We start from the raw sequence: 19,850 nt of genomic DNA, 5'->3' as shown, positions 1-19,850 counted from the left end.
ACGTTCTACTAGTGGATATATCTCACTTTTTAAAAGGAAAAGATTCTTTTACATTTGAAAAATAAGCAAAGAACGTTATGAAGGCTGTTTATTTGCCCTCTAGAACATTCCATTGCTACAATAGATATACATTTCATGGAAAAAGGAGTTTATAAAGGATGAGCAAGCAACCGATGACACCATTTGAAGCAATTGGCGGTGAACAATGCATTGCAATATTAGTAGACACGTTTTATTCCTATGTCAGTAAACACCCTGACCTATCTCCCATCTTCCCGGATGATTTAACAGAAACCGCTAGGAAGCAGAAACAATTTTTAACGCAATATTTAGGTGGTCCTAATTTGTACACTGAAGAACATGGTCATCCTATGTTAAGAGCACGCCATCTTCCGTTTGAGATTACTCCAAAACGAGCAGAGGCTTGGCTATCATGTATGGAGCAAGCAATGGATGACACAGGAGTGCACGGTCATATAAGAGAGTTCGTTTTTGAACGTTTAGCGCTAACTGCTCAGCATATGGTTAATACTCCAAACGAAACAGGTGAAGTGTAATGGATAAGCAGGAAGCAATGCATATAAATATGCCATCTCCTTCCGCATGTGAGCATAAGTCTGTAGAAGCATATTTATTTATTGATCCACTTTGCAAAGATTGCTGGGAAATTGAGCCCTTTATTATTAAACTATGGCTTGAATACGGGAAATACTTCTCTATTCGTCATATCGTAACAGGAAAAGTGGATGGAACGAACGCTTCCTCACACAAATGGAATAAACCTGCTAATATTCGATTTGTGTGGGAAAAGACAACAAGTTTACAAGGTTTTTCATGTGATGGAAAGGTACATATGCAAGAAGCATCGTCAACACCATATTTAGTTTCGATGGCAATTAAGGCAGCGGAGTTACAGGGCCGAAAAGCAGGTTCGAAGTTTTTGCGAAAACTCCAAGAATACATTTTCCTTGAAAATGTATCAAACCCTGACTGCGAATTATTACTTGCATGTGCAAGAGATAGCGATATTGATGTAGAAGAATTTAAAAAAGACCTACATTCCGCTAGCGCAAAAAAAGCTTTCCAATGTGACTTAAAATTTACAAATGAGATGCACATTACAGAAATACCTTCTCTCGTATTCTTTCATGCGAATTCAGATGAAGAAGGTATTAAAATCGCTGGAACTTATTCCTACGACGTATACGTACAATTATTGAAAGAACTTGTAAAATGTGAAATCGAGCCAGAACCATTACCACCTTTAGAAGTGTTACTAGAAGCAACGCAATTTATATCTTCAAAAGAAGTAGCATTTATATATGACTGCTCGCAGCAAGAGATCGAGCGTGAACTGAAAAAATTACAACTGAAACGAAAAGTACAAATGATTGACGTAAAATGTGAGCGTTATTGGAAATGGATAGCAAAAGAAAAAGACCTGGTGTAAAACACCAGGTCTTTTTCTTTACGGCTTATAAAAATATTAAAGGGGATGGGAGAAATTTTCACGTTCAAACAAAGGGGTATATGTTTGTATGTGAATTCGTTCACGCTTATTATATTACAAGATTCGACGTCAGATGACAACCCCTTTTGTCGAATTTCACACTTTTGTCACATTCTAAACGTTTTCATTTCTGAATAAGCTATAAAAAAGCTATTTTGGAGGTGTTCCGTATGAAAAAAACGTATATTTTACTTATCTTACTAGCTGTCATCGTTTCTTTTTTCTTGTACATCCTCTCTCTACTACAAGCTTTTCCTAAAATTATTGCCTTCCCTCTTTTATTTGGAGTCATTGTCATCGCTCTCTCTTATTTCAACCATAAAAAACGATTTAAAGGGTTTTAACTACAAAAATCACCTGTAAAACTGCCTTCTAATTTAGAAAAAAGAAAGAAATTCACCTTATCCCTTCGACAAATATCGACAAAAAATATTAAAAACAAAAAAGACGAGGTAAATTCCTCGTCTTTACAATTACTTCTCTTCAAATAATAATGCTTCTAATTCATTTAATTTCTCTTCAAATACTTGTAGCGCTTCTTTTACCGGTTCTGGAGATGCCATATCTACTCCAGCCTTTTTCAGCACTTCAATTGGATAATCTGAGCTTCCTGCTTTTAAGAACTCATTAATGTAACGTTCTACTGCTGGTTGCCCCTCTTCTAAAATTTGTTTAGATAAAGCCGTTGCTGCACTAAATCCTGTTGCGTATTGGTATACGTAATAGTTGTAGTAGAAGTGCGGAATACGCGACCACTCTAAACCAATTTCTTCATCGATTACTAAAGCATCACCGAAATACTTCTTATTTAAATCATAGTAGATCTTCGTTAACATGTCTGGCGTAACCGCATGTCCTTCTTGTACTTTCTTATGAATAATATGCTCAAACTCTGCGAACATCGTTTGACGGAATACAGTACCACGGAATCCTTCTAAATAATGATTTAATAAGTATAGACGCTCTTTCTTATCTTCTGTCGTTTTTAATAAATAATCGTTTAGAAGTGCTTCATTACAAGTTGATGCTACTTCCGCAACGAAGATTGAATAATCACCGTATACGTGCGGCTGCGTCTTTCTTGTATAGTAACTATGCACGGAATGACCGAACTCATGAGCAAGTGTATATAAATTATTTACATTATCATGCCAGTTCATTAAAATATACGGATTTGTTCCATATGCACCAGATGAATATGCTCCGCTTCGCTTTCCTTTATTCTCATACACATCTACCCAGCGATTTTCATATGCTTCTTTTAAAATGTCAACATACTCATCACCAAGTACGTTTAAAGACTTTAATAACATGTCTTGTGCTTCTTCATACTTCACGTTCATTTTCACTTCTGGTACAAGTGGTGTATATAAATCATACATATGAAGCTCATCAAGTCCTAGTGCACGCTTACGAATATCAATGTAACGATGTAGCAAGTGTAAATTATCATTTACAGATTCAACAAGTTGATCATACACCGCTTCAGGAATATTATTATTACTTAATGCCGCTTGACGTGCAGAATCGTATTTACGAACACGCGCATTGAAATTATTACGTTTCACAGCTCCGCTTAACGTGCTTGCAAATGTGTTCTTATATTTCCCGTACGTTTCATATACAGCTTTGAATGCATCTTCGCGCACACGACGATCATCACTTTCTAAAAACTGAATGTAACGACCATGTGTAATTTCCACTTCTTCTCCATCCTCACCTTTAATAGATGGGAATTTCAAATCCGCATTATTCAACATACCAAATGTATTACTTGACGCACTCATTACTTCAGATGCTTCTGCTAATAGAGCCTCTTCCGCTTCAGATAATACATGCGGGCGTTGACGCGTAATTTCTTCTAATGCATGTTCATATACACTTAAGTCTCTATTTTCTGTCAAGAATGTTTGCAGTGTATCTTCTGAAATCGATAAAATCTCAGGCACAATATATGCTGTGCTACTAGATACTTGTGAATATAAATTTGTTGCGCGGTCATTTAATGCTTGATACACAGAGTTTGTTGTATCTTGATCGTAACGCATATGCGCATATGTATATAGCTTACCTAATCGCATTGAAATTTCGTCTTCATATTGCAATGCTTCAAGTAAATTGTTCGCAGAGTCACCAAGTTTCCCTTTAAATTCAGTTAACTTCGGTAATAGCTCTTTAATGGCTTGGAATTCTTTTTCCCATTCTGCATCTGTTTGGAAAATATCTTCTAGTCGCCACGTACTTGATTCTTCAATCTCTTTGCGATCTGGTAATGTTTTTGCTGTGTTTTGTTCAGACATCCTTTAAGCCCTCCTTTAAATATCTCTACTTACATACAATTCGATTTTTCTTATGTAATTCCTTCACGATCAGTCTTTATTATATCCCCTTTTCCTTCTCTCATGTTGTACTTTGCCTCAAATAAAGATAAGGCATACGTTAAGCAAATTTCATCATATTTTATAACTTCCTCCTCTGTTTTTAACATAACTACTTCTCTTTTTTTCCGGTACTTATAAGTCCCTACTTTCTGCAATACACCTGCATAACATAAAAATGTCATATATTCAGCAACTGCTACTTTCCATATATGCCGTGAAAAGTACGGGAGCATGCGCCTTTTCGTATACGTTTTCACATAACTACATACATATTGAAGGGAAATACATTCCCCTACCGTAAGCTCACCTATACATTTTATATATAGAAAAGCTTGCCATATAAATGGATTTGTTTGAAAAGCAAATGAGGACGGGAGTGGCACACCGATTTCAGAAGGAAAATTTGCTGGGGTACATTTACATTGATATAAAAGGCGTAATAGTGACTTATGATTGTAATTCCAAATCGGCAGAGCATTTTGCCGAAAATAGCTCTTTCGCTTTTTCCATTCCTCACCTAATGTTTCTTTTCGGAAAGAGACGGGAGAAAAGAGCATTTCAAAAGTAGTCGTTTCAGTTGGTAAATAGATAATATGTGAGAAAGAGACGCTTGTAGAAAATGAAGTGAGAAACGCGCATTTCATAAATGATTTTTGTTTCGAACAGAAGAAAATAAGAAATGGCTGAGGATAAGATTGTAAGGAGAAAGCCATAAGCGAGGAGAATTTCATCCAATATGCTGATTGCCTTTTCAATTGATTTCCACCAATGATCCAAATGACCTGTATACCAGCTCGCCAATACGAATAGGTTCGTTTGTACAGCTGCTCTATAGAGAGATTGGCGCATTGGTATTCAATCGCAATTGTTCTCCCTGCTCTCTCTATGAAAATATCTGGTCGTTGCTGAATTTCTGGAAGATAGTGCTCTATATACACAGGAAAGTTTTGACGTTTGAACCACCTATATAACAATTCTTTACCGTGCATATGATACATAGATTCTGCTTCATAAAAGGCAAGACACGCGTCCATTTTCTTATGAGCAAAATGCCAACTTTTTTGTTTCCCTAATTTCATTTGCACTTCCTTCCCGCAAGCTATGCAAAAGAAGCTTTCCTTTTTACGCATACGATGTAAAAGCTCTTCATCATGATGATAGAGTAGATGGATTTTTTCTCCGTTTTCTCTTGTGGCGATAAACATCGGAATCACACCCTTTCAGCTCCTTATATTCTACAATTTATTACAAATTCCTTTTAAAAAAGAGATGTCCCAATTTCGGACATCTCTTTTTATAATAAAGGTGATAATAATCGATACGTCGATTCAACAATTCGTCTATGAAGACGCCTTTTATGAAAACGATCGACATGAATTTCACTTGATTCTTCTATATCCTCTTTATAATCTTGAACAAGTTTTCGAATGCTGTCTGTATCATATAAAAAGGCATTTACTTCAAAGTTCAAATGAAAACTTCTCATATCCATATTAGCAGTCCCAATTGAAGCTAAATCAGAATCGACAATGACAACTTTACTATGAAGAAAGCCTTTTTCGTATTCATATATCTTTACCCCTGCATCTAAAAGCTCTGGGAAGTACGATCTCGATGCGTAAAAGACGGTGCGCTTATCAGGCTTACTCGGCATTAACAAACGGACATCAATACCAGCAAGTGCAGCTACCTTTAATGCGGATAAAATATCATCATCTGGAATGAAATACGGCGTCGCAATCCAAATTGATTTCCGTGCAGATGAAATCATGGCAAAGTATAAATGTTTAATTGTTTCCCATTTATTATCTGGTCCACCTGCAACGAGCTGTACGCCTCCCCAATGATCACCCTCAACTGCTTTCGCTTGTAAATATTCAGGGGCCAGCACAGCCTCACCAGTCATATAAAACCAATCTTGAAGGAAAATAAGTTGCAAGCTTTGAACAGCTTCACCACGCAAATATAAATGCGTGTCTCGCCAAAAACCGAAATATTTATCCTTCCCTAAATATTCATCACCAATATTTAATCCACCGACAAATCCTTCATTTCCATCAATAATAACGATTTTCCGGTGGTTTCGATAATTAATCTTATCGTTTAAAATCGGAAAGCGCACAGGGAAAAACGGAATCATTTCTACTCCTGCATCATTCAATTCTTCAATATATGAATTCGATAATCTAAAACTTCCAACCGCATCATATAAAAAACGAACGACAACACCTTCTTTTGATTTCTGTATTAAAATATCTTTAATTTCTGTTCCAAGCTTATCATCACGCACAATGTAATATTCCATATGAATGTGGTGTTTCGCTCGTTTTAATCCATCTAAAATAGCCTGAAACGTTTCATCTCCATTTGTTAATGTTCTCGTTTCAGTTTGAAATGAAATATTTAAAGCGCCTAAGCGGTCCGCTAAACGAAATAACAGCTCTTGGTGCTTATGATTGCGCAAAATCCGTTCTTCGTAATCTTCATGCCCTTTATATTGTAAAAATGCTTGTTCATCGAGCAACGCCTTCTTTTGGAACATTCTCTTCCTCCGAAAGTTCTGTCCAAATAATAAATAAGCGAAGAATCCAAATACCGGAAAAATGCCTAACACAATGAGCCATGTAAGTGTTTTAGACGGATGACGGTTCTCTAAGAAAATAACGCAGCCAATTAAAAATGCAGATACCGTAAATAAAATACTAATAATACCTAAAATCGAAACATCTTTTATACCAATTACATCCGAATAAAATGCTACATCAATAAACATACGTAACGAAACAAATAACGCGAACAATAGTAAAACAAAGAAAATCAACTTTAACGTATTTTTCATCTCTTACCTCCTTACTAAGAAAGCTTTCCTATTCTTCATATAAAAAGCCGATTTCATACTACAGAAATCGGCCTACGTTTTAGCAGGAAAATTATTGCGAATTGTTTCAAGCGCATGCTCTTTCACAATTTGTTTCCCATACTCACTTACACGATGAATTGTTAAAGTTGATTCTTCTCCGTATTCTAAAACAATACTTAAAATACGATCAATTTCTTCTTCATCATGTAGCACTTCATCGAATTCCACATATACATAATAGCGGTTCTCAAATGAATACAGCTCATCTTTTATATCTTCAAAGATAAGACGGTGGCTTAATGAAATGACATCTTCAAAATCATTAAATTTAATTAAAAATCCAAACGTACCATCTTCGTTAAAGTTTGTTCCTGCTTGTTCCTCTACCTCTTCCACTAATTCTTGCTGGAATAATGATTCAATGCCTTCATCTAGAGGAATGTCTATAATTTTATCTACACCTATTGGTAGTTCTAGCTTTTGTCCATCCTTTGAAAGCTCTGCTTTCGTTACAAGTACTTCAATCCCTTTATCGACTGCTTGCACTTGAATCCATAACGGTCCATCAATAAAGAAATCATCATGATCACGAGCTTCGTCCATCATCTCCCAAAAGAGCTCTTCACTTCGTTCGCGGTCATACCAAATTTCTTCACGATTAAACCCTCTATCCTCTATATCAATGTACGTAATAAAAAATTTCATCGTATGGTCATTAATTCTTTCAATATCCAAAATACAACTCTCCCTTCCTGCTTAGAATTGTTATGAAGGGATTCCCCACTCATATGACAAATCAATAGATTCTTGTACTCTCATTTTATGATAAGATTCTCCAGAATGGAAATAAAATCGATTTATTTTACAAAAATAGTTATATGCCTATCTTTATTCGACCATCTACACAAATATATCATTATAGCGATTTCTCACTCATGAAAAATTTGGACATACATTTCCACCCTCCCCCGTACACTGTAATAAAGTGAAACTTTTATTAGAGAAGGTGATTTAGTCTCTCTCTTCACCACATACATACAGTTCGCTTATTAAAACATTATAAATGGAGGCAGACGAATGGACTTAGAGTTTTTAACATCTGTACTAATGATTGTCGGTATCGATGTTGTATTAGGTGGTGACAACGCAATCGTCATCGCACTAGCTAGCCGAAATTTACCTGAATCGAAACGAAATAAAGCCATTTTGATTGGTACTCTTTTAGCAATCGTTCTAAGAATTATCCTTACTATACTAGCTGTCTATTTACTCGACATTCCATTTCTACAACTTATCGGGGGCGTTTTACTTACATTAATTGCAGTAAATTTACTAACTGATAATAGCAACGATCTTTCTGCTATTCAGGGGAAAACAACTTTATTTCAAGCTGTGCGTACAATTGTATTCGCAGATCTCGTTATGGGGTTTGACAACGTTATTGCCATTGCAGGTGCAGCTCACGGAAGATTTTTACTCGTAATAATCGGCTTACTCATTTCTATCCCGATTATTATTTGGGGCAGCAAACTTATTTTAATACTTATGGAACGCTTTCCATTCCTCATTTATTGCGGAGCAGCGATTCTCGCCTATACAGCAGGAAAAATGGTTACACATGAAGACAGGCTTGCAACGTTCTTTCATAATAATCCAAATTTCACCACAAACATGCCTTTCTTATTCATTTTCACTGTTCTATGCATCGGTATTATCGTGCAACAAGTTCGATTACGAAATGTGAAACATTAAAAAAAACCTTCTACTATATAATAGGTAGAAGGTTTTCATATTATTATAATTAATTTACAAGACGCTGTGCTTCACGTAATTGAAACGTTCTTACTGTACGTGGTAAGAAACGGCGGATTTCGTCTTCATTGTAACCTACTTGAAGGCGCTTCTCGTCAATCATAATTGGACGACGTAAAATCCCTGGATAGTCACGAATCATCTTATATAAATCTTGAAGTGGTAAAGACTCTAAGTTTACATTTAATTCTTGGAAAACTTTCGAACGAGTAGAAATAATCTCATCCGTTCCGCTTTCTGTCATACGTAAAATCTCTTTAATTTCCTCAATCGTTAATGGATCTGAGAAAATATTACGTTCTGTATAAGGAATATGATTTTCCTCTAGCCATAATTTCGCCTTTCTACAAGACGTACAGCTTGGAGAACTATATAATGTTACCATACAAAGCTCACTCTCCTTAAAGAGTACAAATTCTGTACTAATTACAGTTTAAATTTCTAAATTCAGCAATTTTTTACGATACCTTGTCTTATAACAAAGTGCAAAAAATCTCATTTCATGTAAGCAACAACTTTGAGCAAACAACAATTACTTTTAATAAGTAACTTCTATAATCATTATACAATAGATTTTGCAAGAAATATACAGTAAATTTCCTTCTAATTGAGAAAACTCTTCCGTGTATTCCACTGCTATGTAACATGATCACACTCACTTCAGCTGTAATTTAACAATAACCTTCAACCCTCTTAATACTGGCTTGTCATAGATTTTTCATGTGATATACAGTTATTTCCCCATAATCTTCTCTATGAAAAAGAGAACGTTTTCTTACCTTTTCTTCATAAATCAATTAAGAAATGTAAGACTATACAAGTGAGAATCTAAAGGAACATTTGTTCTCATTTTAACAAACATCCTCATCCATGTCTATACGATTTCTAAAATAAATCAATAATTTTTCTGACATTTCTTTCTTTTTTATCTTTTATCTCATACAATAAACATACAGACAGGCAAAGGGGGAATTTGCAAATGATTGCTTTTTTTATTGATTTTGTCACTGTTGCTGCCCTCATCATCGGAATCACAGCATTGATTGGTGTCATTACAAATAGCATTGGTGAAAAACTCTTTGGCGGTAAAGAAAAGATGAAGTTTGTTAATAAAAGTTTGGATGTACAATCCGGCTGGAACCAAGTTGGTGGGAAAGGTATTTATAAGAAACGTACGTATTAAAAAAAGCAGGCAATCACCTGCTTTTTTCTTATTTCTCTACTGACGCCCATTTAAAGCTTAAATCACCGCCATATTTATGGTTGTACATATTTTTAATTGATTCTCTTTGTATATATGCTCTACCACGTTGATATACTGGAACAATCGCAGCGTCATCAAGTAACATTTTCTCTGCTTCTAGTAAGTTTTTCCAACGGGCATTTACATCACTTCCATCTTTCTTCGCTTTCATGATAATTTCATCATATTTCGGATTAGAGTATTTCATTTTATTTTGCGATCCGTCCGTCACAAACATATCAAGGTATGTAACTGGATCTGGGAAGTCTGCACTCCATCCAGAGAATGACATGACAAAATCGCCTGCATCTTCTAGTTTTAGTTTTTGCGCAAATGGTTGTTGTTTAATTTTCACTGTTAAACCTGGTAAATTCTTTTCTAACTCACCTTTTAAATATTCACCTGTTTTCTTCGATAATTCAACATCTTCATTTAATAGCTCTAATTCAATTTCATTTTTACCAAGCTCTTTTTTACCAGCTTCCCAATATTTCTTCGCTTCTTTCACGTTTGGTTTTACAATATCTCCATTTACAGCACGGAAGTCTTTTTTATCCGGCCCTTTAATGAAATTATCAGGAATTAATCCTGTGGCTGGCTTAGAACCGTTATTTAATAATGTATCAACGAACGGTTTACGTTCAAAAGCAAGTGAAATTGCTTTACGAATATTTTTATTTGCTAACGCTGGATCTTTTTGATTTAAACGAAGGAAGAATACAGATGTATCTTCTACTGTTTGGAAATCTGGTTTTCCTTTATATTTATCGATGAACTCCGCTAATAACGTCGCTCGATCGACTGCGTTTGTTTCATATAAATTAATTGGTGTAGACGTATCTTTAACAATATTAAAGTTTACTTCCTCAATCTTCACTTCTTTATTGTCCCAATATGACGCACTCTTTGTCATTTTAAAGCTACGTTCATGTTGCCAATCACTTAATGTAAATGGTCCGTTATAAAGTGTTGTATTCGCTTCCAAACCAAACTTCGTACCTTGTTCTTTTACAAACTTTTCATTCACAGGATAGAAGATTGGATATACCATTAAATCTACAAGGTATGGAATTGAATTGTCTAATTCCACTTCTAATGTATGATCATCAATCGCTTTTACACCTAATTGATCCGGACTCATCTCTTTTTTATTAATTTTCTCTGCATTTTTTATATCATACATAATGTACGCTGATTTCGCAGCTGTATCTGGGTTAATTGCTCTTTGCCATGCGTATACGAAATCTTTCGCCGTCACAGGCTCACCATTTGACCATTTTGCGTCTTCACGTAATTTAAATGTATATTTTTTACCGTCTTCTGACTTTTGGAATTCCTTCGCTACACCAGGAACTAGCTTATCATCTTTTCCTAAACTGTATAAGCCTTCCATCGTATTAGTCATTACTCTTGAAGAAACCGCATCAGCTGATAACGCTGGATCCATCGTTGGAATTTCTTGCGTTTCAATTAGATTAATAACTTGCTTCGCACCGCTTTTCCCGCTATCCCCTTTTGCGTTCGCTTGCGGTTCATCTTTTTGGTAGCTACATGCCCCTAACATCATGCTCATCGCTACTGTTGATACTACAAAAACTGGCATCTTTTTTTTCATACTTCCACCCTCCACAAAAATGTTAGCCCTTTCATTTTCAAACAAAAAGAAATATATATATGTTCTAACAATTCATATTATACACACAAATATATTTTTTGTATATTTATATTTCTATTTTATTAAAATTTTCTGTTAAAAAATAAACCTTTGTAAACGTTTCATTTTGCTGATTATCCTTACTAAAGTGTTGAAAATGAATGTTTTTATATTTTTCTAAATTATCAGAGAAAAATAAATTTTATATCCCATAATACTTTTCGCATAATTATCCTTTTCTTTTTATCATAAAATAGCGCTCCCTTCATAATAAAGATATGTAGGTTAAAATGAGTGCAAAGGATAAGAAAGTATGTTACGATACACCTTGCTAAAAATAGATATCGGTAAAGAGGGGACGGACATGGCAGCAATTCAGGCAAAAAACGGGCCGACAGAGAAATTAAGTTTATTCTTATTAACATGGCCTATTTTTCTAGAAGTTTTTCTATTTATGTTAATGGGGATCGCTGATACTTTCATGTTAAGTGCATTATCAGACGATGCTGTATCTGGGGTTGGTGCAGCGAATCAATATCTCCATATCGCTATTTTGGTACTAGAAGTCATCGGGAACGGCGCAGCTATCGTCGTATCTCAATACCTCGGTTCCAAACGTTTTATGGAAGCATCTAAAATATCAGCTTTAGCCGTCACATTAAATTTAGTGGTCGGACTCATTATAAGCGCTGGTTTTCTTTTATTTTCAAAACATATGATGATGGCAATGAACTTACAAGGCGATGTACTCATGTATGCGCAAAACTATTTATCCATCGTCGGAGGCGCTATTTTCCTTCAAGCTATTATTAATTCATTAGCCGCAATTATCCGCGTACACGGCTTCACAAAGCAAGCGATGTTTATTTCACTTGGAATGAATTTTATTCATATCGCTGGAAACTACGTACTCATTTTCGGGAAATTTGGTTTCCCAGAACTCGGTGTACAAGGGGCTGCCATTTCTTCTGCTGTCAGCCGACTTATCGCACTTATCGTTTTCTTCTGGTTACTGTACCGCGTTATGGAATACCGTGTGAAATTACAATATTACTTCACCTTATCAAAGGAATACATCGGAAAAATTTTAAAAATCGGGATTCCATCTGCATTTGAGCAGGTTATGTATCAAGCTTGCCAAATTGTCTTCTTATACTATGCAACATACTTAGGAACGGAATCATTAGCGGCTAGACAATACGCTACGAACATTTCTATGTTCACTTATTTATTCGCGATTGCGATCGGTATGGGAACAGCCATTATTATCGGACGCCTCGTTGGCGGTGGTGAAAAAGATGAAGCGTATGAACGCGTATGGAAAAGTGTAAAATGGGCAATTGGCGTCACTTTATGTATGGTCGCTCTCGTCGTTACATTCCGTACACAATTAATGGGACTATTTACAGATAATCCGCACATTATTACGTTAGGTGCGTCAGTTCTTTTACTAAGTGTGCTACTTGAAACGGGACGTACGATGAATATCGTCATTATCAATTCACTTCGCGCAGCTGGTGATGCAAAGTACCCAGTTTTGATCGGAGCATTCTCTATGGTGTTAATGAGTTTACCACTCGGTTACTTTTTCGCCTTCCATTTAGATATGGGGCTCGTTGGTATTTGGTTAGCGATTGCTATTGATGAATGGACACGTGCCATTATTATGTTCTTCCGCTGGAAAAGTAGGGCGTGGGAACGTTATGCACTCGTTAAACCTGAAGAACAAGAGGAAATTGTTTCTGTTCAAGCACAGTAACACTCGTTTAATTAAGGTGTAGTCATTCGTAAAGGAAACTTATATCTGCGATTCTTTAAATATATCGACTTACCGAGAAATGTTGACAAATCTATTATATAGTAGAAAAAAGCCAATCTTCTTAACGGAAGATTGGCTTTTTTATTATTGATAAATCTCTTTATATTTCTTATACTCTGCTTCAGAACATAATACGAAATGTCCTGGGCGAATTTCACGCATTGTTGGTGCTTCACTAGCATAATCATGCTGAGATGGATCGTATACGATACGTTTACGATTGCGCTCATAATCTGGATCTGGAAGCGGAATTGCTGATAATAGTGATTTCGTATATGGATGAATTGGATTCGCATATAACTCTTCACTTGTTGTTAGCTCAACGATTTGACCACGGTACATTACGCCGATGCGATCACTAATGTATTTTACCATCGATAAATCATGGGCAATGAATAAGTATGTTAAACCTTTTTCCTTTTGTAACTTTTTCAGTAAGTTTACAACTTGCGCCTGGATTGATACGTCAAGTGCTGAGATTGGCTCATCGGCAATGATAAATTCAGGCTCTACAGCAAGTGCGCGAGCGATACCGATACGTTGACGTTGTCCACCTGAGAATTCATGCGGGAAACGGTTTGCGTGCTCTTTATTTAAACCAACTGTGATTAATAATTCATGAACACGGTCCATACGCTCTTTTTTGCCTTTTGCTAGTCCGTGAATATCAATACCTTCTGCAATAATATCCCCTACTGTCATACGAGGGTTTAATGATGCATATGGATCTTGGAAAATCATTTGCATTTTACGGTTGAATTTCTTCAGCTCTGCACGTGATTTTTTACCATGTACATTTTCACCATCGAACAACACTTCACCAGCAGTTGCATCATATAAACGAATAATCGTTCTTCCAGTTGTCGATTTACCACAACCTGATTCTCCTACAAGACCAAATGTTTCTCCGCGGTAAATATCAAATGAAATATCATTAACCGCTTTGACAACACCACCACTCACGTCGAAGTGCTGTTTTACATTTTTTACTTCAATTAATTTCTCACGTTGTTTAGTCATGTTGTTCACCTGCTTTCATTTGAAGAATGCGTTTTTCAACGACTGCCGGTGGTTTTACTTCTGGAGCTTGCTCGTGAAGTAACCAAGTTGCCGCATAGTGTGTATCACTTACTTTAAATAAAGGTGGGTCCATTTCAAAATCAATTTTCAATGCCTGTGGATTACGTGGTGCAAAAGCATCTCCCTTTGGCGGCTTTAATAAATCTGGAGGCGTTCCAGGGATTGCGTATAACTCTTCTTCTGAACCATCTAAACTTGGCATAGATGCGATTAAGCCCCAAGTGTATGGATGTTTTGGATTGTAGAAAATTTCATCAACCGTTCCAATTTCAACAACTTTACCTGCGTACATAACTGCTACGCGGTCCGCAACGTTTGCCACTACACCTAAGTCATGTGTAATGAAAATGATTGCCGCTTCTGTTTTTTGCTGAATGTCCTTCATAAGCTCTAAAATTTGCGCCTGAATTGTAACGTCTAGCGCTGTTGTCGGCTCATCGGCAATTAATAATTTCGGGTTACAAGCTAACGCCATCGCAATAACTACACGCTGTCTCATACCACCTGAGAATTGGTGAGGATATTGTTTTAAACGCGCTTCTGGATTCGGAATACCTACAAGGTCGATTAATTCTAACGCAACTTTACGTGCGTCTGCTTTACTCATCCCTTGGTGTTTAATAAGACCTTCCATAATTTGATTCCCAATTGTCATCGTTGGATTTAATGATGTCATTGGATCTTGGAAAATCATCGCGATATCTTTCCCGCGCACTTGCTGCATTTCTTTTTCTGTCAGTTTCGTTAAGTCACGACCTTCAAATACGATTTCACCGTTTTTAATACGCCCTGGAGGATTCGGAATTAATCCCATTAACGCTTTAGAAGTAACTGATTTACCAGAACCAGATTCTCCTACAATCGCTAATGTTTCTCCTTTTTTTAAATCAAAAGTAACACCGCGTACAGCTTGTACTTCACCTGCATGTGTATCAAAGGAGACTTGCAAATCTTTTACCTCTAGCAATGTTTTCATTTTTACTTCTCCCCTCTTTTACTTACGCATTTTTGGATCTAACGCGTCGCGTAATCCGTCTGCCATTAAGTTGAATGCTAAGATTAACATACTGATGACAACCGCTGGGATGAACATCATATGTGGATACGTTTGAATTGATTTATAGCCGTCATTTACAAGAGAACCAAGTGATGCGAATGGTGGCTGAATACCTAAACCGATGAAGCTTAAGAACGCCTCACCAAACACTGCTGTTGGAATTGTAAACATTGTCATTACGATAATTGGTCCCATTACGTTCGGGATTAAGTGTTTTACAATTAATTGTGTATTTGTTGCACCTAATGTACGAGATGCTAATACATATTCTTGATTTTTTAATTTCAGGATTTGTCCACGAACGATACGTGACATCCCTATCCAACCTGTAATCGCCATTGCTAGTGTAATTGACCATATACCAGATCCCATAATGATTACCATTAAAATAACGATGATTAAGTATGGAATACCGTTAATAATCTCCATAACACGTTGCATAATATTATCTACTCTACCGCCATAGAACGCTGAAATACCTCCATAAGCAACCCCAATTACTAAGTCAATCGCCGCTGCTAAAAGAGCGATATATAATGATACACGCGTACCTTCCCATGTTCTTGTCCATAAATCGCGGCCAAGATCATCTGTACCAAACCAGAAATACTCTTTAATATCACGTTTTTCATATTGGTCAACACCATATTGATCCGTACCGTCAAATGGTAGCCAATGAACATTTTCAATAACAGGAATTTTCGGTGGTAATTTCGCACGACCTAAGTCTTGCTCTTTATAAGAATGCTTACTTACCATCGGTCCTAAGATTGCTAGTAATATAATAAGCGCTAATAAAACGAAACCGAACATTGCTCCTTTATGTTGGAACAAACGTCTTCTTACATCTTGCCAAAACGTTAAGCTTGGACGGGCAATGACTTCATTATCAACATTATTTTGATTGGCTTGTTGAAATAAATCTGGAGATAATTTTTGTACATCTTTCATCATTTTTTCCCTCCCGCTAAACGAATACGAGGATCAATAATTCCGTATAAAATATCGACAATGAAAATAACTAAGATGAAAATCGCACTATAGAAAATTGTAGTTCCCATAATAACTGTATAGTCATTCACTGTAATAGATTTAACGAACTGTTCCCCTAGTCCTGGTACAGCATAAATTTGCTCAATAACTAATGTCCCTGTAATTAAACCTGCAACCATTGGTCCTAAAATTGTTACTACTGGAATTAACGCGTTACGAAGTGCGTGTTTAATAATGATAACGCCTTGGCTAATTCCTTTCGCTTTCGCTGTTAAAATGTAATCAGCTTGCATAACTTCAATTAACTCTGCACGAGCAAAACGTGCGATTGTTGCGATAACTGCCATCGATAAAGCGATTGTAGGCATTACGGTAAACTCTGGTCCTTTCCAGAATGCTACTGGGAACCACCCAAGTTTTACCCCTACGAAATATTGTAGTAATGCGGCGAATACGAACGATGGTACCGACATCCCGAGTACGGAAATAATTGTCGCCCCATAATCGACCCACGTATTGTTACGAAGTGCCGCAACGATTCCTAAAATTAAACCGATAAATGTTCCTAATATAATCGCTTGTAAACCAAGTTGTGCTGATGGTCCAATGCGATCCACAATCATATCTGTTACTGGACGGTTATCATATTGGAATGATACCCCTAAATCACCTTTTGCTAAGTTACCTAAGTAACGTGCATATTGAACTGGTACTGGATCATTTAAGCCATATTTTTCAAGAATGATTTCTTTTTGTGCCGGTGATAGTTTCTCCTGGTTTTTAAGCGGAGAACCCGGAAGTAATTTCATCAAAAAGAAAGTCAGTGTAGTAATTAAAAATAATGTCAAAGCCATGTACACGAAACGTTTTAATACATAACGTCCCATAGTCAAGCACCTCCCCGTTTTTCTCAAAAGCAATAAGATAGTTTAAAATATTCTTACTTTTATTTTTTTAAAATAAGAGCATACGCCCATCATAGGCATATACCCTTATTCATGATGGAAACCATTTTTAGTTTTTTAGTTCAACCCACTTATAGCTAAATTCTCCGCCATATTTATGTTCTAATAGGCCAGTAATTGAGCCACGTTGTAAATAAGCTTTTCCTGGTTGATATACTGGAGCAATCGCTGCATCTTCAAGCAGTTGTTTTTCTGCTTGTAATAATGCATCCCAGCGAGCTTGTACATCAACTTCTGTTTTCGCTTTTTTAATTAAATCATCATACGCTGCATTTGCATAATTTACTTTGTTTTGCGCATTACCTGTCGTATACATTTCAAGGAATGACATTGGATCCATATAATCTGGACTCCATCCCGCGTATGACATTGCGTAATCTCCACTTGCTTCAAGTTTTAATTTTTGTGCAAATGGCTGCATTTTTGTTGAAACTGTTAAACCTGGTAAGTTCTTTTCAAATTGGCCTTTTAAATACTCTCCGATTTTTTTAGCATCATCAGTATCAAAGTTTAATAGCTCTAACTCTACTTTGTCTACACCAAGTTCTTTTTTACCAGCTTCCCAGTATTTTTGAGCTTCTTTAATATCCTCTTTTATAAGCTTTCCGTTTTCTTCACGGAAGTCTTTTCCATTCGGACCTTTTGCTAAGCCTTTCGGAACAAAACCATATATCCCCTCTGAACCATCGTTTAAGATAACTTTCCCGATATTTTCACGCTCAAAGGACATTGCAATTGCTTTTCGGATATTTTTATTTGCTAAAAATTTATTCTTTTCATTTAAGCGAATAAATTGTGTAGATGGTCTCTTAATCGTTTTAAAGTCAGCATCTGATTTGTATTTGTCTACAAACTCTGATGTTAAGACTACACGATCAATTGCTTTCGTTTCATATAAATTTATAGCAGTTGAACGATCCTTAACAATATTGAAGTTTATTTCCTCAAGTTTTACTTCTTTATTTTCCCAATACGTTGGATTCTTCGTAAGTTTGAAGCTTTGTTCATGCTTCCATTCATTTAATACGAATGGACCATTATAAAGTGTCGTATTGGATTCTAATCCAAATTTTGCTCCTTGTTCTGTTACAAACTTCTCATTCAAAGGATACAATGTTGGATAGACTGTTAAACTTACAAAATAAGGAACAGGGTTATCTAATTCCACTTCAAGTGTATAATCATCAATTGCCTTTACACCAAGCTCTTCAACTGGCAATTCTTTTTTGTTAACTTTCTCCGCGTTTTTAACATCAAATAGTATGTAAGCAAACTTGGCACCTGTGTTTGAATCTACAGCTCTTCGCCAAGAATAAACGAAGTCTTTCGCTGTTACAGGTTCACCATTAGACCATTTCGCATCTTCACGTAACTTAAACACATACTTTTTGCCATCCTCTGATTTCTCATAAGATTTAGCGACACCTGGAACAAGCTTATCGTCTTTCCCCAGACGATATAATCCTTCCATTGTGTTATTCATGATGTTAGAAGATGCTGCATCTGTTGATAACGTCGTATCCATAGTTGGGATTTCAGCTGTCTCGGTTAGATTTAACACTTGCTTGTTTGAGGATTTTTCTTTTGCGCCTGCTTTATTATCCTCTTTTTGGTAACTACAAGCTCCTAACATACTGACAGTCAACGTCGATGCAAGTAATAACGGTATCTTTTTCTTCATGTTGTGTTGCCTCCCCTAATTGCACTTCCTGTACCCTCACTTGTAAAAAAGTAGAATTGAAAGAATAATCTCCAAGTTTCTACAATTTTCATTATACATATAATATAACAATTGTGAATATAATTTTTTGTTTTTTTGTTAAAATTTTTAATAAAATGTTTATTTTTTTATTTTTTTGTAAAGGGATACGTTAACATTGCTACCATCATCTTAAAATCAGACCTTTAATTGCGTATAATTTTCAAAAAATTAATTCTAGTACATATTATAGCTTTTATAGTATAATAATTCTAGTAATATTTTGACGGAGGGGAACATTTTGAATAAAGTTTTTTTTCATACTTGTATACTAATTTTCATAGCGATAATCGCTTCTAGTATTGGCGCAATCCTCGTTTCATCGCGATTTTTGTTGAATTTTGTCAATATATCGTTTTATGCCGCACTATTTTTTATTCTTGTCGGCGGTTTTTTATTCATATTTCAAAATGGATTTTTTAACGTAACAATTTACGCCTTTCAAAGAGTGTTTGGTACGAACAAAAAAATTGACTCTTTAATTGAAGAAGCAGAGGAACCTGTCGATAAGAAAGAACGTATTTATAAAACATATTCATTCAAATGGACGTATCCAATTTGTATTACAGGTATCGTTCTTGGGTTGTTCTCAACCCTCATTAGCTTTACTATTTTGATGTAGTTTGCAAACACTATCCCATATGATATAATAATCAGCAAAACATTTTGTTATAAAACTTTAGTTCTTTCATATTAAAAGAGCTTAGGTAACAATAA

At 35.8% G+C, this 19,850-nt stretch carries 18 protein-coding genes; 7 read left to right on the top strand and 11 right to left on the bottom strand.

Annotated elements, in window-relative coordinates:
- The first annotated feature begins 158 nt into the window (after nt 1-158).
- From ACU8YW_RS06155 to ACU8YW_RS06145, 3 genes are all read left to right on the top strand, one after another.
- Nucleotides 159-557, top strand: coding sequence for a globin domain-containing protein (locus tag ACU8YW_RS06155; RefSeq protein ID WP_000043382.1), 399 nt, complete (start codon nt 159-161; stop codon nt 555-557).
- Nucleotides 557-1,450, top strand: a complete 894-nt coding sequence (locus tag ACU8YW_RS06150; protein ID WP_000360671.1) for a ClpXP adapter SpxH family protein — start codon at nt 557-559, stop codon at nt 1,448-1,450. The genes ACU8YW_RS06155 and ACU8YW_RS06150 overlap by 1 nt, the downstream gene beginning before the upstream one ends.
- Before the next feature lie 230 nt (nt 1,451-1,680).
- The gene (locus ACU8YW_RS06145; RefSeq protein ID WP_046957017.1) at nt 1,681-1,854 is read left to right on the top strand and encodes a hypothetical protein; all 174 of its coding nucleotides are present in this window, start codon (nt 1,681-1,683) and stop codon (nt 1,852-1,854) included.
- Nucleotides 1,855-1,983: 129 nt separating this feature from the next.
- Here the strand turns inward: ACU8YW_RS06145 and pepF are convergent, their stop codons facing one another.
- From pepF to mecA, 4 genes are all read right to left on the bottom strand, one after another.
- The gene (pepF, locus tag ACU8YW_RS06140; protein WP_087984733.1) at nt 1,984-3,810 is read right to left on the bottom strand and encodes an oligoendopeptidase F; all 1,827 of its coding nucleotides are present in this window, start codon (nt 3,808-3,810) and stop codon (nt 1,984-1,986) included.
- 50 nt (nt 3,811-3,860) lie between these two features.
- Nucleotides 3,861-5,105 (bottom strand): competence protein CoiA, encoded by a 1,245-nt coding sequence (locus tag ACU8YW_RS06135; protein ID WP_097906724.1) that lies wholly within the window; start codon nt 5,103-5,105, stop codon nt 3,861-3,863.
- Nucleotides 5,106-5,185: 80 nt separating this feature from the next.
- Complete coding sequence (gene cls, locus ACU8YW_RS06130; RefSeq protein ID WP_000799209.1) at nt 5,186-6,730, bottom strand: cardiolipin synthase; 1,545 nt, start codon at nt 6,728-6,730, stop codon at nt 5,186-5,188.
- 72 nt (nt 6,731-6,802) lie between these two features.
- The gene (gene mecA / locus ACU8YW_RS06125) at nt 6,803-7,486 is read right to left on the bottom strand and encodes an adaptor protein MecA (RefSeq protein ID WP_000350711.1); all 684 of its coding nucleotides are present in this window, start codon (nt 7,484-7,486) and stop codon (nt 6,803-6,805) included.
- Between the two features lie 342 nt (nt 7,487-7,828).
- Here mecA and ACU8YW_RS06120 point away from each other — a divergent pair, with 342 nt between their 5' ends.
- Nucleotides 7,829-8,503, top strand: a complete 675-nt coding sequence (locus tag ACU8YW_RS06120; RefSeq protein WP_060489329.1) for a TerC family protein — start codon at nt 7,829-7,831, stop codon at nt 8,501-8,503.
- A gap of 49 nt (nt 8,504-8,552) precedes the next feature.
- Here ACU8YW_RS06120 and spx read toward each other — a convergent pair whose 3' ends face one another.
- A complete protein-coding gene (gene spx, locus ACU8YW_RS06115) occupies nt 8,553-8,948 on the bottom strand; it encodes a transcriptional regulator Spx (protein ID WP_000258267.1) in 396 nt (131 codons plus the stop codon).
- A gap of 594 nt (nt 8,949-9,542) precedes the next feature.
- Here spx and ACU8YW_RS06110 point away from each other — a divergent pair.
- A complete protein-coding gene (locus ACU8YW_RS06110; protein WP_000559978.1) occupies nt 9,543-9,746 on the top strand; it encodes a hypothetical protein in 204 nt (67 codons plus the stop codon).
- A gap of 28 nt (nt 9,747-9,774) precedes the next feature.
- On the opposite strand, the gene ACU8YW_RS06105 is transcribed toward ACU8YW_RS06110, so the two are convergent.
- A complete protein-coding gene (locus ACU8YW_RS06105) occupies nt 9,775-11,421 on the bottom strand; it encodes a peptide ABC transporter substrate-binding protein (protein WP_088062468.1) in 1,647 nt (548 codons plus the stop codon).
- A gap of 352 nt (nt 11,422-11,773) precedes the next feature.
- Between ACU8YW_RS06105 and ACU8YW_RS06100 the strand changes: the two genes are divergently transcribed.
- Nucleotides 11,774-13,219: an MATE family efflux transporter gene (locus tag ACU8YW_RS06100; RefSeq protein WP_426933916.1), complete on the top strand. Its 1,446-nt coding sequence runs from the start codon at nt 11,774-11,776 to the stop codon at nt 13,217-13,219.
- Between the two features lie 144 nt (nt 13,220-13,363).
- On the opposite strand, the gene oppF is transcribed toward ACU8YW_RS06100, so the two are convergent.
- The 5 genes from oppF to ACU8YW_RS06075 all read right to left on the bottom strand — a co-directional run bounded on the left by oppF (nt 13,364) and on the right by ACU8YW_RS06075 (nt 19,055).
- Nucleotides 13,364-14,299: an oligopeptide ABC transporter ATP-binding protein OppF gene (oppF, locus tag ACU8YW_RS06095; RefSeq protein ID WP_000166340.1), complete on the bottom strand. Its 936-nt coding sequence runs from the start codon at nt 14,297-14,299 to the stop codon at nt 13,364-13,366.
- Complete coding sequence (locus tag ACU8YW_RS06090; protein ID WP_000854346.1) at nt 14,292-15,335, bottom strand: ABC transporter ATP-binding protein; 1,044 nt, start codon at nt 15,333-15,335, stop codon at nt 14,292-14,294. Before ACU8YW_RS06090 ends, oppF begins: the two co-directional genes overlap by 8 nt.
- An 18-nt stretch (nt 15,336-15,353) precedes the next feature.
- Nucleotides 15,354-16,370, bottom strand: a complete 1,017-nt coding sequence (gene opp3C, locus ACU8YW_RS06085; RefSeq protein WP_000974096.1) for an oligopeptide ABC transporter permease — start codon at nt 16,368-16,370, stop codon at nt 15,354-15,356.
- Nucleotides 16,367-17,296 carry an oligopeptide ABC transporter permease gene (opp3b, locus tag ACU8YW_RS06080; protein ID WP_000534165.1) on the bottom strand — a complete coding sequence of 310 codons (930 nt, stop codon included), beginning with the start codon at nt 17,294-17,296 and terminating at the stop codon, nt 16,367-16,369. The genes opp3C and opp3b overlap by 4 nt, the downstream gene beginning before the upstream one ends.
- 127 nt (nt 17,297-17,423) lie before the next feature.
- On the bottom strand, nt 17,424-19,055 hold the full coding sequence (locus ACU8YW_RS06075; protein WP_088062466.1) for a peptide ABC transporter substrate-binding protein: 1,632 nt from the start codon (nt 19,053-19,055) through the stop codon (nt 17,424-17,426).
- Nucleotides 19,056-19,374: 319 nt separating this feature from the next.
- Between ACU8YW_RS06075 and ACU8YW_RS06070 the strand changes: the two genes are divergently transcribed.
- The gene (locus ACU8YW_RS06070) at nt 19,375-19,755 is read left to right on the top strand and encodes a DUF3899 domain-containing protein (RefSeq protein ID WP_088062464.1); all 381 of its coding nucleotides are present in this window, start codon (nt 19,375-19,377) and stop codon (nt 19,753-19,755) included.
- Nucleotides 19,756-19,850: the final 95 nt, after the last annotated feature.

Source organism: Bacillus pretiosus (genome assembly GCF_052947655.1).
The sequence above is the reverse complement of the archived record's forward strand: the minus strand, read 5'-3'. Positions and strand labels throughout refer to the sequence as shown.